Annotated in this window: 9 protein-coding genes, 1 pseudogene and 1 riboswitch; of the genes and pseudogenes, 4 read left to right on the top strand and 6 right to left on the bottom strand. The window is 64.6% G+C overall.

Annotated elements, in window-relative coordinates:
* Positions 1 to 67: 67 nt before the first annotated feature.
* Together HZZ13_RS29950 and HZZ13_RS29945 are read right to left on the bottom strand one after the other, a co-directional pair.
* Complete coding sequence (locus HZZ13_RS29950) at positions 68 to 1744, bottom strand: tetratricopeptide repeat protein (RefSeq protein WP_246504605.1); 1677 nt, start codon at positions 1742 to 1744, stop codon at positions 68 to 70.
* Between the two features lie 96 nt (positions 1745 to 1840).
* A complete protein-coding gene (locus HZZ13_RS29945; protein WP_197963102.1) occupies positions 1841 to 3040 on the bottom strand; it encodes a TrmJ/YjtD family RNA methyltransferase in 1200 nt (399 codons plus the stop codon).
* 341 nt (positions 3041 to 3381) lie between these two features.
* On the opposite strand from HZZ13_RS29945, the gene HZZ13_RS29940 reads away from it, so the two are divergent.
* Positions 3382 to 4596 (top strand): NADP-dependent isocitrate dehydrogenase, encoded by a 1215-nt coding sequence (locus HZZ13_RS29940; protein WP_197951429.1) that lies wholly within the window; start codon positions 3382 to 3384, stop codon positions 4594 to 4596.
* Between the two features lie 130 nt (positions 4597 to 4726).
* Here HZZ13_RS29940 and HZZ13_RS29935 read toward each other — a convergent pair whose 3' ends face one another.
* Complete coding sequence (locus HZZ13_RS29935; protein ID WP_197963101.1) at positions 4727 to 5953, bottom strand: cyclic nucleotide-gated ion channel; 1227 nt, start codon at positions 5951 to 5953, stop codon at positions 4727 to 4729.
* A gap of 5 nt (positions 5954 to 5958) precedes the next feature.
* Positions 5959 to 8637 (bottom strand): alanine--tRNA ligase, encoded by a 2679-nt coding sequence (alaS, locus tag HZZ13_RS29930; protein WP_197963100.1) that lies wholly within the window; start codon positions 8635 to 8637, stop codon positions 5959 to 5961.
* A 223-nt stretch (positions 8638 to 8860) separates the two neighbouring features.
* Positions 8861 to 8951, top strand: a riboswitch (glycine riboswitch).
* 147 nt (positions 8952 to 9098) lie between these two features.
* On the opposite strand from alaS, the pseudogene gcvT reads away from it, so the two are divergent.
* From gcvT to gcvP, 3 genes and pseudogenes are all read left to right on the top strand, one after another.
* Positions 9099 to 9959, top strand: a pseudogene (gene gcvT / locus HZZ13_RS29925) (glycine cleavage system aminomethyltransferase GcvT); the annotation flags it as partial.
* 57 nt (positions 9960 to 10016) lie between these two features.
* On the top strand, positions 10017 to 10385 hold the full coding sequence (gene gcvH / locus HZZ13_RS29920; protein ID WP_197963098.1) for a glycine cleavage system protein GcvH: 369 nt from the start codon (positions 10017 to 10019) through the stop codon (positions 10383 to 10385).
* 16 nt (positions 10386 to 10401) lie between these two features.
* Positions 10402 to 13269: an aminomethyl-transferring glycine dehydrogenase gene (gene gcvP / locus HZZ13_RS29915; protein ID WP_197963097.1), complete on the top strand. Its 2868-nt coding sequence runs from the start codon at positions 10402 to 10404 to the stop codon at positions 13267 to 13269.
* A gap of 106 nt (positions 13270 to 13375) precedes the next feature.
* Here gcvP and HZZ13_RS29910 read toward each other — a convergent pair whose 3' ends face one another.
* Together HZZ13_RS29910 and HZZ13_RS29905 are read right to left on the bottom strand one after the other, a co-directional pair.
* Positions 13376 to 13723 (bottom strand): hypothetical protein, encoded by a 348-nt coding sequence (locus tag HZZ13_RS29910; RefSeq protein WP_197963096.1) that lies wholly within the window; start codon positions 13721 to 13723, stop codon positions 13376 to 13378.
* Positions 13724 to 13922: 199 nt separating this feature from the next.
* Positions 13923 to 14897 carry a hypothetical protein gene (locus tag HZZ13_RS29905; RefSeq protein ID WP_311972765.1) on the bottom strand — a complete coding sequence of 325 codons (975 nt, stop codon included), beginning with the start codon at positions 14895 to 14897 and terminating at the stop codon, positions 13923 to 13925.
* Positions 14898 to 14920 lie beyond the last annotated feature (23 nt).

The following is a 14920-nucleotide window of genomic DNA, read 5'->3' as shown; positions in this document are numbered from 1 at the left end:
CGCCTTCGCTCTTCGAGCTTCGGCGGAGAGGCCGCCTTGCCCGTCCTACGAGATCCCGCCCGTTCGATCAGCGGCTCGCTCGCAGCGCGCCAAGCTCGAAGTCAGCGGCCGGCTTCTCGATAAAGCTCTTTGGGCAATCGGCTGCAGCCTGCTCGAACAGCTTCAACGCCTCTGTCTTGGCGCCACGCTGCAAGGCGCGCTCGCCAATATAGAAATTCGCCTCGCAGACCTGCCCCTTCCTCTTCACCGGGTCCGCATCGTCCGCAGCGCTGCGCACTTGTTCCGGCGTCATCGTGCCGAGGAAGAGATTGACGACCGGCGCGGGCCATTTCGCCGCATCGAGCTCTTTTGCAGCCTCGCTCAGCTGGCTCGGTTGGTCACTGCGCCTTGCAACAATTTCGCGCCATAAGACCGGGTAAGCATTCTTTGGATCGAGCTGGATCGCCTGGTCGAGGTCTATCAACGATTTGGCGAATGAACCGATCTGCCAAAAGAGCCTTGCACGGTGGAAATAGGCGCGCGCATCCTTGGGATCGAGTTGCACGAGTTGATCGTAATCCGCAAGCGAACGGTCGAAATCTCCCTTGGCCTTGTACGCGTTGGCGCGGAGCCCGAATGCATCCTTGTCCTTGGGGTTGAGGCGGATCGCCTCGTCATAGTCCGCCAGGGCAAGATCAAGATCCCCCTTCCACTGGTAAGCCACTCCCCTGGCGCGGAGCACAGGGCCATCCCCGGAACCGAGTACAATTGATTCACCGATGACCGACGCGGAAATCGGCTCGGCGTTCTGACCGGGAGTCTGCCGATCGCCGGCATCTCGTTGACCCTGATGTGCCAGCTGCATCACCTGGTTGTAGTCGGCAATGGCGTGATCATAATCGCCTTTTCGAGCGTAGGTGAAACCCCGGCAGCCATAGGCAGATCGGCTTTGGGGATTCAATTCGATGATTCGATCATAGTCGGCGATGGCGCGGTCGAGTTCACCGAGCTGAGCAAAAGATTCGGCTCGGAAGAAGTAGAAGTTCTCTTGCCTTGGCCTGATCTGCATCGTTCGATCGAGTTCGGCCAATGCAAGCTCTCGGTTGCCCTTAGCAAAGTAAACCCGTGCGCGACACAATTGGCCGCCGCCGGTGTGGGGACTGATCTCGGCCGCCCGATCACAATCGACCATGGCTCGAGCCGGATCCCCCTTGCGGACATGAGTGAGGCCTCGTTCGACATAGGCTATCACATTGTCAGGATGGATCAGGAGGACCTGATCATAGTCGGCGATAGCTTGGACGAAGTCGCGTCGCGCCGAATAGACGTGAGCACGTCCTATGTATGCATAGGTATTCTTCGGATCGAGCTCGATCACCTTGGCGTAATCTGACAGCGCAGCCTCAGGCTCTCGCTTTTGGAGGAATGCCGAAGCCCGCGCGATACGGGCGTTCAGATTGCCCGGATCGCGCTCGATAATCTGGCCGTAGTCCGTGATGGCCAGGTCGATCTCTTCCTTCTGGCGGTAGAACATGGCGCGGCGGAAGCGTGCCATGATCGCTCCGTGCTGGATGCCATTTGTCGACTGGATAATGGCGGTGCAGCCCGCAATGCGGTCATCAACGCTGAAACTTCCGACGGCGTTGCACTTGGCCGTCAAAGGCATTTCCGCGCGAGCACCCGATATACCGAGCAAGACCGTCAGCACGAACGCACTCACGCCTGCTGCCGCGCCGATCAACGCGCGGCCTGTCATTCCAAACATGCCGTCCCCAGCTTCATTGCTAGGAACTGCATAGCAACTAGCAGCGCCATTGCACAGCCCTCGGTTGCGGCGTGCGCAACAACGGTCCCGCCAGCGCTATGCCGATTCCGCCATCATCCCCTGCAGCCGCACCAGCTCCGCCTCAAGATCCCGCTCCACATCCACTGCCCGAATGTCGAGCACGCGATAATCCCGCGCCTCGAGCCAGCTCCGCCGTCCCGCGCGGTCGGCGGCGATGGCCTCGCCCTCGCCCGGGTTCACCAGCTCGATCGCGATCCGGTGCGGGAAGGAGACGAAGTCCGGGATGTGGCGCCCCACCGGGGTCTGGCGCTTGAACTGGCCTGCGAAGCGGCGGTCGCGGGTGAGCGCCTGCCAGAGCAACCGCTCGGCGTCGGTGGGGTTGCGGCGAAGCAGGCGGGCAAGGCCCCGCACGGTCGAGCCGCTGTCGGGAACGCCGCCGCCCTGCCCATGCTCGGCCAGCAGCGCACGCAGGCGCGTGGCCTGCTCGCCGTCGAGCACGCCGCCCTTGGCCGGACCCTTGCGGCCTTCCGCGATCGCCATGATCACGCCGTGCAGGGTGTGCATGTCCTGCTTGGTCGGCTCCATCCGGGTGAAGATGTTGCGCAGGTTCACCAGCATGGTGTCGCGCTTCTCGGCCGGGCGCAGGAACTCGACCTTGTCGAGCTCGCGCACGAGGTTGTCGAAGAAGGCCTGCATCTGGTGCTGCGAGGCGCGCTCGGAGCGCTCCGGCATTGCGTGCGGCAATTCGCCTGAAGTGGCCCGCTTGAACCATTCATAGCCGATCAGCAGCACGGCCTGGGCGAGGTTGAGCGAGGCAAAGCCCGGATTGACCGGGAAGGTGATGATGCGGTTGGAGAGCCCGACCTCCTCGTTGGTCAGGCCCCAGCGCTCGCGGCCGAACAGGATGCCGGCCATGCCGCCGGTCGCGACGTGATCTGCGATCTCGGCCACGGCGGCCTCCGGCCCGACCACGGGCTTGGCCTGGTCGTGGGGGCGTGCGGTGGTGGCGAACAAGAGGTCGAGGTCGGCGACCGCCTCTTCCACCGTGCCGAACAATTCGACCTTGCCCAGGATATGGTCGGCGCCGGCCGCCGCCCGCTGGGCGGCGATGTTGGGCCAGCCGTCCCTGGGATTGACGATGCGCAATCGGTCAAGGGCGAAGTTGCCCATGGCGCGCGCGGCCATGCCGATGTTCTCGCCGAGCTGTGGCTCGACCAGGATCACGATGGGACCGTCGAGGGAAAGGCCGGCCTTGCTCTTGTCAGTCCCCGACATCTCGCTTCGCTTTCACTCTTCGTCTTCAAGGCCTTGGCAAGGCCGATTCAGGAATTGAGTCAAGCGGCCGTCCGGACCGGGCCCGCCCTCGCGGTCTGTCGTTTGCCTGTCCTGACAAAATTCTCAAGGGAAATAACGGCTTGGATTCGACTTTTAACTCTCTTCCGAGTCCTCAGATCCGGCCCTGCGGCGGAATGGCTCCCCGCTCCCCGCCTGCGCAAGCTGGATGAGCTAAAAGTGCATAATCCCTTGGCTTTCGCCCGCCGCGTCTGGGTGCTAAGAGGCGGCGGATATTCCAGCTGGCGCGCCCAATGCGCCGTTCCCAAGAGGCTTCCCCGATCATGGCAAAAATCAAGGTATCCAATCCCGTCGTCGAGCTCGATGGCGACGAGATGACCCGGATCATCTGGCAGTACATCAAGGACAAGCTGATCAACCCGTTCCTGGATGTCGAGCTGCTCTATTTCGACCTGGGCATGGAATACCGCGACCACACCAACGATCAGGTCACCATCGATGCCGCCGAGGCGATCAAGAAGGTCGGCGTCGGCGTCAAGTGCGCCACCATCACCCCCGATGAAGCCCGGGTGAAGGAGTTCAACCTCAAGCAGATGTGGAAGTCGCCGAACGGCACCATCCGCAACATTCTCGGCGGCGTGATCTTCCGCGAGCCGATCATCTGCAAGAACGTGCCGCGCCTGGTTCCGGGCTGGACCAAGCCGATCATCATCGGCCGCCACGCCTATGGCGACCAGTACCGCGCCACCGACATCAAGTTCCCCGGCAAGGGCACCCTCTCGCTGAAGTTCGTCGGCGAGGACGGCACCGTGATCGAGAAGGAAGTGTTCAAGGCGCCCGGCGCCGGCGTCGCGATGGAGATGTACAATCTCGACGATTCCATCATCGACTTCGCCCGCGCCTCCTTCAATTACGGCCTGCTCCGTAATTACCCGGTGTACCTGTCGACCAAGAACACGATCCTCAAGGTCTATGACGGGCGCTTCAAGGACATCTTCCAGGACATCTTCGACCGCGAGTTCAAGAAGGAGTTCGACGCCAAGGGCCTGACCTACGAGCACCGCCTGATCGACGACATGGTGGCCTCGGCGCTGAAATGGTCCGGCGGCTATGTCTGGGCCTGCAAGAACTACGACGGCGACGTGCAGTCCGACACGGTCGCGCAGGGCTACGGCTCGCTCGGCCTGATGACCTCGGTGCTGCTCACCCCCGACGGCAAGACCGTCGAGGCCGAAGCCGCCCACGGCACGGTGACCCGCCACTACCGCGAGCACCAGAAGGGCAAGGAGACCTCGACCAACTCGATCGCGTCGATCTTCGCCTGGACGCGTGGCCTCGCCCACCGCGCCAAGCTCGACAACAACCCCGAGCTCGCCAAGTTCGCCAGCACGCTGGAGAAGGTTTGCGTCGACACCGTCGAGGCCGGCTACATGACCAAGGACCTCGCGCTGCTGGTCGGCGCCGACCAGCGCTGGCTTTCCACCACCGGCTTCCTCGATAAGGTCGCCGAGAACCTGACGAAAGAGCTGGCGGCGTAAGCCGGCCAGCCACGCGTCATTGCGAGCGCAGCGAAGCAATCCAGAATCCCTCCGCGGGTAAAATCTGGATTGCTTCGTCGCAAGGGCTCCTCGCAATGACGAGGCCCCGCCTTCGGAGGACGTCGACCGCTCAGCGGTCGGTGCCTTCCTTCTCCGCCTGCGCCAGCTCCGCCGCGGCGAGGTCGCCGCTGTCGGCGAGACGCGCCTTCGCGGTTTCGTGGACATGGGCGGCCAGCGTCGGCATGCGCGCGATCAAAGCGTGAAAATCCTGGGCGTCGAGCACGAGCAGCCGCGTCTTGCGCGTCGCCGTCACCGTGCCGCTGCGCTTGGTCTTGTGCAAGAGCGCGATCTCGCCGAAGAAGGTGCCGTCGGCAAGGCGCACATGCTGGTTCGGCAGCGCGATCTCGACCTCGCCGGCGGTGATGAAATACATCGACGAGGCGACATCGCCCCGCCGCACCAGGATCTCACCCTGCTCGATGGTGCGCGCGCGGAGCAGGCGCATGATGTCGGCGATCTCCGCGGCAGAGAGGTGCGAGAACAGCGGCACCCGCGCCAGCATGCCCCAGGTGACGACGAAATCGCGCCGCTTCACCTCCTCGGCGAAGGCGCTCGAGATGATCGCGACCGGCAGCGCGATCATGGCAAAGCCTGAGATGATCGCGAAAGTCGAGACGAACTTGCCGAGCGGCGTCACCGGCACGACGTCGCCATAGCCGACGGTGCCGAGCGTCACGATCGCCCACCACATCGCCTGCGGGATGGTGCCGAGCTTGTCTGGCTGCACGTCGCGCTCGATGGCGTAGAGCAGCGAGGCGAAGGTCAGCACCGCGCCGATCAGGATGACGATGCAGCCGATCAGCGCGCGCCGCTCGGCGTGCACGGCCGCGAGCAGCGAGCGCATCGCCGGCGAATAGCGGATCAGCTTGAAGAACGGCAGCACGCCGAGCGCGGCCAGCGTCGCGTGCCGGCCGGTCGCGAGCACGATTGCGGCTGGCAGGAAGGCCATGAGATCGATGATGCCGAGCGCCGAGAAGGCATAGCCCAGCCGGTCGGACAGCGCCGTTCCCTTGCGCTGGGTGTGCCCCGCCACCGTCCACAGCCGCGCCGCATATTCCAGCGCGAACACGATCACGCACAGGGCGGCGATGGCGGAGAACAGCGTGCCGAACCGCGCGTCGAGCTCCGGCACCGAGGCGAGGACCATCGCAGCGACGTTGAGCACGATGACGGCGATGATGACCTGGATGAAGCGCGACCCGACCGAATAGGCCAGGGGGTCGTGCTCCAGCAAGTCGTAGAGGCGATCCCGCAAGTCCGGATCGCGAAGCCCACGTCCTCGCGGAGCGGGGCGCATGGCGGCTACGCGCCCGCCATCGCTTTTTCGATCGCGCTCAGGGCCTCGGAGGCCTTGGCGCCGTCGGGGCCGCCGGCCTGGGCCATGTCGGGCCGGCCGCCGCCGCCCTTGCCGCCGAGCGCCTCGGAGGCGATGCGCACCAGGTTGACGGCGTTGAAGCGCGCGGTGAGGTCCTGCGTGACGCCGACCACGATTGCGGCCTTGCCGTCCTCGGTGACGCCGACGATGGCGACGACGCCCGAGCCGATCTGCTTCTTGCCGTCGTCGGCGAGGCTCTTGAGATCCTTCATCTCGATGCCTTCGACCGCACGCGCCATCAGCTTGACGCCGCCGGCCTCGCGCACGCTAGAGGCTGCGCCGTTGCCGGCAGAGGCACCGCCGCCCATCGCCAGCTTCTTGCGGGCATCGGAGAGCTCGCGCTCGAGCTTCTTGCGCTCCTCCATCAGGGCAGCGATGCGCGCCGGCACGTCGTCGAGCGAGGTGCGCAGCTCGTTCGCCGCAATCTTCGCCAGCGCCATGGTGTCGTTGGCGTGCCTGCGCGCGTAGTTGCCGGTCAGCGCCTCGATACGGCGCACGCCGGAGGCGACCGCGCTCTCGCTCGTGACCGTGATCAGGCCGATATCGCCGGTGCGCTTGACATGAGTGCCGCCGCAGAGCTCGACCGACCAGCCGAGCGCGTTGGCGCCGCGCTCGCGCGCGGTCCTGCCCATCGAGACGACGCGGACCTCGTCGCCATATTTCTCGCCGAACAGCGCGCGCGCCCCGGCCTCGCGGGCTTCATCCACGCCCATGATACGCGTGGTGACCTCGTCGTTCTCCAGCACCACGTCGTTGGCGATGTCCTCGACCCGGGAGAGCTCCTCGGCCGTGATCGGCTTCGGATGCACGAAGTCAAAGCGCAGCCGATCCGGCGCAACCATCGAGCCGCGCTGGGCAATGTGATCGCCGAGCACCTGGCGCAGCGCTTCGTGGATGATGTGGGTCGCGGAGTGATGGGCGCGGATGGTCGAGCGGCGTGCGTGATCCACCTCGAGCTGCAGCGCCGTCCCGAGCTTCACTTCGCCGCTCTCGACCGTGCCGATATGGACGAAGAGATCGCCGAGCTTCTTCTGCGTATCGGTGACGCGGACCTTGATGCCGCCCTCGCCCGAGAGCACGCCGGTGTCGCCGACCTGACCGCCCGACTCCGCGTAGAACGGCGTCTGGTTCAGCAGAAGCGCGCCGGTCTCGCCGGCCTTCAGGCTCGTGACCTCGGCGCCGTCCTTGACCAGCGCCGCGACCACGCCCTCTGCGCTCTCGGTCTCGTAGCCCAGGAATTCGGTGGCCCCTAGCTTCTCGCGCAGCGGGAACCAGATCGCCTCGGCGGCCGCCTCACCCGAGCCCTTCCAGGATTCGCGTGCCTTGGCCTTCTGGCGCTCCATCGCGTCGTTGAATGAAGCCTGATCGACGCCGATGCCGCGCGACTTCAGCGCGTCCTGCGTCAGGTCGAGCGGGAAGCCGTAGGTGTCGTACAGCGTGAAGGCGACGTCGCCGTCGAACATGTCGCCCTTCTTCAGACCGGCGCTCTTCTCGTCGAGGATGGCAAGGCCGCGCGAGAGAGTCTTGCGGAAGCGGGTCTCTTCCAGCCGCAGCGTCTCCTCGATCAGCTTTTCCGCGCGCATCAATTCCGGATAGGCCTGGCCCATCTCGCGCACCAGCGCCCAGACCAGCCGATGCATCAACGGCTCCTTGGCACCCAGCAGCTGCGCATGGCGCATCGCGCGGCGCATGATCCGGCGCAGCACATAGCCGCGGCCCTCATTCGAGGGCAGCACGCCGTCGGAGACGAGGAACGCCGAGGAGCGTAAGTGGTCGGCGATGACGCGGAACGAGGCCGCATTCTGCTCGGTCGGGCCGCTGCCGAGCGCGGACGCGGTGGCGTCGATCAGGTTCTTGAACAGGTCGGTCTCGAACACGCTCTCGACGCCCTGGAGGATGCAGGCCATGCGCTCCAGGCCCATGCCGGTGTCGATCGAGGGACGCGGCAGACCGACGCGCTCCTCCTTCGTCACCTGCTCGTATTGCATGAACACGAGATTCCAGAATTCGAGGAAGCGGTCGCCGTCCTCGTCCGGCGAGCCGGGAGGACCGCCCCAGATGTGTTCGCCGCGGTCGATGAAGATCTCCGAGCACGGGCCGCACGGCCCGGTGTCGCCCATCGCCCAGAAATTGTCCGAGGTCGGGATGCGGATGATGCGGTCGTCGGAGAAGCCGGCGATCTTCTTCCACAGCCCCGCCGCCTCGTCGTCGGTGTGGTAGACGGTGACGAGCAGCTTGTCCTTCTTCAGCCCGAACTCGGTCGTGATCAGCTTCCAGGCGAGCTCGATCGCCCGCTCCTTGAAGTAATCGCCGAACGAGAAATTGCCGAGCATCTCGAAGAAGGTGAGATGGCGCGCGGTGTAGCCGACATTGTCGAGATCGTTGTGCTTGCCGCCGGCGCGCACGCATTTCTGCGAGGTGGTGGCGCGCTGATAGGGCCGCTTCTCGACGCCGGTGAAGACGTTCTTGAACTGCACCATGCCGGCATTGGTGAACATCAACGTCGGGTCGTTGCGCGGCACGAGCGGCGAGGACGGCACGATCTCGTGGCCGTTCTCGGCAAAGAAGTTCAGAAAGGTCGACCTGATCTCGTTGACGCCGCTCATGTTCATCCAATCGGGTAGGCTTGGGCCCGCTTCTCGCCGTCCAAACCGAAAGATTAAGGCTGATATCTGCGGGCCAAAGCGCTTTTAGACAAGGCCAGCTTCGCTGTCCAGAAACTGTGCAGAGAGATCAGAGGGTTGCCGCAGCCGCGCAATCCCGTTGGATAGGACGCGCGGACGCGTTGACAGGCTTGGCTTCCCTGTGGTCTCTACCCATCTGTATCGTACGGCCACGTCGGGAGAGACCGGCTATTGGTAGCCGGCGCCGAAGGAGCAACCGCCCCGGAAACTCTCAGGCAAAAGGACCGCGTGGCTTTGACAGCATCTGGAAAGAGGCGCCGACGGGCCTGAGGCCCGGACTGCGTCCGCCGACGGGATAATACTCTCAGGCACAGCGACAGATGGGGCTTCGACTGGTGTCCATCGGGGAATCCTCCCCGGGGAACCGCCGAGGGCCCCCTAAGATGCTAGCGCACGACCAACACTCCCTGAAACGTACCCCCCTTTACGACCTCCATGTATCCCTGGGGGGCAAGATGGTGCCGTTCGCGGGCTACGACATGCCCGTGCAGTACCCCGCGGGCGTGCTGAAGGAGCACCTCCATACCCGCACCAAAGCGGGCCTGTTCGACGTCTCCCACATGGGCCAGCTCGCGCTTCGGCCGAAGTCGGGCAGGATCGAGGACGCCGCCCGCGCGCTGGAGCGGTTGGTGCCGCAGGACATCGTAGCGATCGCCGCGGGGCGGCAGCGCTACGCCCAGTTCACCAATGACGATGGCGGCATTCTCGACGACCTCATGGTGGCCAATTTCGGCGATCACCTGTTCCTGGTCGTCAACGCCGCCTGCAAGGACGCGGACGAGGCGCATCTGCGCGCGAACCTCTCAGGCGACTGCATCATCGAGCAGCTTGCCGACCGCGCGCTGATCGCGCTGCAGGGCCCGAAGGCGGAAGCTGTGCTGGCGAAATTCTGTGCAGAGGCGCCGGCCATGACATTCATGGATGCCGGCCCGCATGAGGTCGCCGGCATCAAGTGCTTCGTCTCGCGCTCCGGCTACACCGGCGAGGACGGGTTCGAGATCTCGGTTCCATCAGGCGATGCCGAACGCCTCGCCAAGATGCTGCTGGAGAATCCCGACGTGCTCCCGATTGGCCTCGGGGCCCGCGACAGCCTGCGGCTGGAAGCCGGGCTGTGCCTCTACGGCCACGACATCGACACCACGACCACGCCGGTCGAGGCTGCGCTGGAATGGTCGGTGCAGAAGAGCCGACGCACTGGCGGTGCGCGCGCCGGCGGTTTCCCCGGCGCTGCGAAGATCCTCGCCCTGCAGGTCGCCGCCATGCCCTTCGTCAAAAACACCTACAAACGCTGAGGACGAGACATGACCACGACGCTGTACACTTCCGACCATGAATGGCTCGCCATCGACGGCGATGTCGCCACGGTCGGCATCACCGACTACGCGCAACAGCAGCTCGGCGACGTCGTGTTCGTCGAATTGCCCAAGGTCGGCCGCGCGCTGAAGAAGGCCGAAGCCGCCGCCGTCGTCGAATCCGTCAAGGCCGCCTCCGACGTCTACGCGCCGATCTCCGGAGAAGTGCTCGAGACCAACGCCGAGCTCGCCGCCGAGCCAGCGCTGGTGAACTCGGATGCGCAAGGCAAAGCTTGGTTCTTCAAGATCAAGATGGCCGACAAAAGCGAGCTCGGCGGCCTCATGGATGAAGCCGCCTACAAGGCCCATACGGCTTAGGACGATGGAGCAAGCGATGACCGCGCACCGCAAATCCAACGGCGACACCGCCGCCAGTTTCGTACGCCGCCACATCGGCCCGTCGGCGCGCGACGTCACCGCTATGCTCGAAACAGTCGGCGCCAAAAGCGTCGAGGCACTGATGGCGGAGACGCTGCCGGCCTCGATCCGGCAGGCCGCCCCGCTCGATCTCGGCAAGCCGCTCAGCGAAACCGAGGCGATCGCGCATATGGCCGAGCTCGCAGGCCAGAACCAGGTCTTCACCTCCCTGATCGGCCAAGGCTATTCCGGCACCATCCTGCCCGCGGTGATCCAGCGCAACATCCTGGAGAACCCGGCCTGGTACACGGCCTATACGCCCTACCAGCCGGAGATCAGCCAGGGCCGGCTCGAAGCGCTGTTCAACTTCCAGACCATGATCTGCGATCTCACCGGGCTCGACGTCGCCAACGCCTCGCTGCTGGATGAGGCGACCGCGGCGGCTGAAGCCATGGCGCTCGCCGAGCGGCACTCGCAGGCGAAGGCAAAAGCCTTCTTCGTCGACAAGGACGTGCATCCGCAGACGCTGGCGGTGATGCGCACCCGCGCCGAGCCGCTGGGGTGGACTCTGGTCGTCGGCGATCCCCTCAGCGATCTCGACAAATCGGACGTGCTCGGCGCGCTGCTGCAATATCCGGGCTCATCCGGCGCGCTGCGCGACCTCAGGCCCGCGATCGCGGCGCTGAAGGCCAAGGGCGCGCTCGCGATCGTCGCCGCCGACCTCCTGGCGCTGACGCTGCTCGCCTCGCCCGGCGAGCTCGGGGCCGACATCGCCATCGGTTCGGCGCAGCGCTTCGGGGTGCCGATGGGCTATGGCGGACCGCACGCGGCCTATATGGCGGTGCGCGATGCGCTGAAGCGCTCGCTGCCCGGCCGCATCGTCGGCCTTTCCGTGGATTCGCGCGGTGCGCCGGCCTATCGGCTCGCGCTGCAGACCCGCGAGCAGCACATCCGCCGCGAGAAGGCGACCTCCAACATCTGCACCGCGCAGGTGCTGCTCGCCGTGATCGCGTCGATGTACGCGGTCTATCACGGCCCCGAGGGCCTGGCACAGATCGCGCGCAACGTGCATCGCCGCGCCGCCGTGCTCGCGACCGGCCTGCGCAAGCTCGGCTTTGCGCCTCAAGCCGAGAACTTCTTCGATACCCTCAGCGTCGATGCCGGCGGCAAGCGCGAGGAGATCGTAGAGCGCGCCCTGGCCGAAAAGATCAATCTCGGCCTCAGTGATGCCGCGCTTCGCATTGCGCTCGACGAGACCACGACGCCTGCGACGGTCGAAGCGGTCTGGCGCGCCTTCGGCGGCACGCTCGCTTATGCCGAAATCGACGCCGAGACGCGCGAGGCGCTGCCGGACGAATTGAAGCGCGGCACGGCCTTCCTGACCCATTCGGTCTTCCACGCGCATCGCTCGGAGACCGAGATGCTGCGCTACATGCGCAAGCTCTCGGACCGCGACCTCGCGCTCGACCGCGCCATGATCCCGCTGGGATCCTGCACCATGAAGCTGAACGCGACCACCGAGATGATGCCGCTGACTTGGCCGGAGTTTGCCACGCTGCATCCGTTCGCCCCGCGCGAGCAGGCCGAAGGCTATCACGCGCTGTTCGCGCGGCTGGAAAAATGGCTGTGCGACATCACCGGCTATGACGCGATCTCGCTGCAGCCGAACTCGGGCGCGCAGGGCGAATATGCCGGGCTGCTCGCGATCCGCGGCTATCATGCATCGCGTGGGCAAAGCCATCGCAAGATCTGCCTGATCCCCTCCTCCGCCCACGGCACCAACCCGGCTTCGGCGGCGATGGTCGGCATGGACGTGGTGGTGGTGGCTTGCGAGAAGAACGGCGACGTCGACGTCAATGATCTCCGCGCCAAGGCGGAGAAGCATGCGAACGATCTCGCCGCTGTCATGATCACCTATCCCTCGACCCACGGCGTGTTCGAGGAGCACATAAGCGAGATCTGCGACATCGTGCACGGCCATGGCGGCCAGGTGTATCTGGACGGCGCCAACCTCAATGCGCAGGTCGGCCTCTCCAGGCCCGGCGATTACGGCGCCGACGTCAGCCATCTCAATCTGCACAAGACCTTCTGCATTCCGCATGGCGGCGGCGGACCCGGCATGGGCCCGATCGGCGTCAAGGCGCATCTCGCCCCGTTCCTGCCGGGTCATCCGGTGACGCAAGCGGACGCGCCGGTCGGTCCGGTCTCGGCGGCGCCGTTCGGCTCGGCCTCGATCCTGACCATCTCCTACATCTACATCCTGATGATGGGCGGCGAAGGCTTGAAGCGCGCCACCGAGATCGCGATCCTCAACGCCAATTACATCGCAGCGCGTCTCGATCCGCATTTCCCGGTGCTCTACAAGAACGCCAAGGGCCGCGTCGCGCATGAATGCATCGTCGATCCGCGCCCGCTGAAGACCACCAGCGGCGTCACCGTCGACGACATCGCCAAGCGCCTGATCGATTACGGGTTCCACGCCCCGACCATGAGCTTCCCGGTGCCGGGCACGCTGATGATCGAGCCGACCGAGTCGGAATCCAAGGCCGAGCTGGATCGTTTTTGCGACGCCATGATCGCGATCCGGAAAGAGATCGCCGAGGTCGAGGCCGGCCGTTTCAAGATCGAGGCCTCGCCCTTGCGCCACGCCCCGCACACCGTGCACGACATCGCCGACGACGATTGGAAGCGCGCCTACACCCGCACTGAGGGTTGCTTCCCCGACGGCGTCTCGCGCACCGACAAGTATTGGTGCCCCGTCGGCCGCGTCGACAACGTCTACGGCGATCGCAACCTGGTGTGCTCCTGCCCGCCGGTCAGCGATTACGCAGAAGCTGCGGAGTAGATTTGTAGGGTGGGTTAGCCTCGGGGCTGCGCGAAGCGCAGTCCGCGAGGCGTAACCCACCACGCCTCCGTCCGCTGAACCGAACGGTGGTGGATTACGCCTTCGGCTAGTCGGGCCAACGCATCAGGCTTCCCGATCGAGTCACAAGGCTCTGGCAATGGGTGCTCGCGACTGCGAGCGCCCACGCCTGGGATTCATCGATCTTGCCCTGCAGATCAGCGAGCGCTCGCGCCTGCCAGTGCGCCCTTTCCCGTCCCAGCGGCAAGGATTCGGTTTCCGAACTAATTCCGACAAAGGGCAAGATATCGAAATCGTCTTCGAGGCGTGCCTTGAACCTGTGCCTTGCAATTGTCCGGGCACCCTCCACCGGGGACACGCTTTCGGAAAGTATGCCTTTCGCCGTCTCAACAATGATCTGGCGAGCAGCAATAACCTCGGATTGATTCCAACTCACGGCGACCCCGGTCTGAACAAATCATTCGGTGTCTCTTGTATCAGAAAACGAAACAGGCACCGAAGACGTCGGCAACTCAACGTCCTCAGTCTCGTAGGGTGGGCAAAACGGAGCGTGCCCACCGCCTTTGTGCGCGCTGAAACATGGTGGGCACGGCGCTTGCGCGCCTTTGCCCACCCTACTCACTACGAAACCTGACCTAGGGCGCAACCAACAATCGGCTTTCGCGGTCCCACCGCCACAGCCGTTCGTTGGTCAATTCAGTACCGCCCCACCATCGTTTTATGGAATTGTGCCGCCACATGTCGTCTTCGCGGGCGAGAAGTGAACGCCCGAGTTCAGTCAGCGTGACCTTCCACTCGCTCCTGCCGAAGTAGCGATCCTCATTGTCGAACGCCGGATCGCCCAGCAGGATCGGCGGCGCCGAATACGCGCCCAGTTCGAGCAAGGCGTCACACGCGTCGTTTTCGTCGAACACGTCGCGAATCCACCTTGCTTCCTCGACGATCCTCGGGTCGGTGTGCCCATCGTTCACGAAATCCAGCAAATCCATTTCGGTGGCACCGAGTCCTGTCACGCTGTCCGGAAGCTCTTCCAGCATCGCAATCAGCGCCGATCGAAGCCTCGGCAGGATCGCTAGATCCGTCATCAGCAGATCGAAACACGATTCCGGCGTTTCAGCGCGATAGGCCCGCCAGGCGCGGCCTGCCGTCACCAAATGGTTCTCGGTCACCTTGAAGGCAGGCAGTTTCCATCTCGCGACAGACTCCGGAGCATAGTTCGCAATAGTGTCGTCCGCATACACAAGGCTCAGCTTCGTGGTGATCTCCTTGTAGGGACGGAGCAGGTCCAGCAGCCAGACGAGCACGAGCTGATCGTTGGGCCGAGGATCAACCCATATTTCAATTGAGTCGAACTTCGTGCACAGCTCGAAGAAACCGATATCGCGCGTGCCGAAACCGTCGAGCGCATCGCTACAAACGTCATCGAGCCAATGATCGCCCGGATTGCAGTGCTTTTCCGATCGGCGCTCCAGCCCCCTCAAAAGCCGCTCATCGGAAGGCAGTTTCCGCCAGACAAACCGCGGATAGAACCCGAGCGCGACGTTCGCAACGCCAGACTGGCGAAGTGTATCCTCCGCACGATCGTTCGTTGCCAGAATCAAATGTGACACGATGGCCTCTCGAAATGATGCGC

The organism is Bradyrhizobium agreste (assembly GCF_016031625.1).
In the GTDB taxonomy this organism is placed as follows: Bacteria; Pseudomonadota; Alphaproteobacteria; order Rhizobiales; family Xanthobacteraceae; genus Bradyrhizobium; species Bradyrhizobium agreste.
The sequence above is the reverse complement of the archived record's forward strand: the minus strand, read 5'-3'. Positions and strand labels throughout refer to the sequence as shown.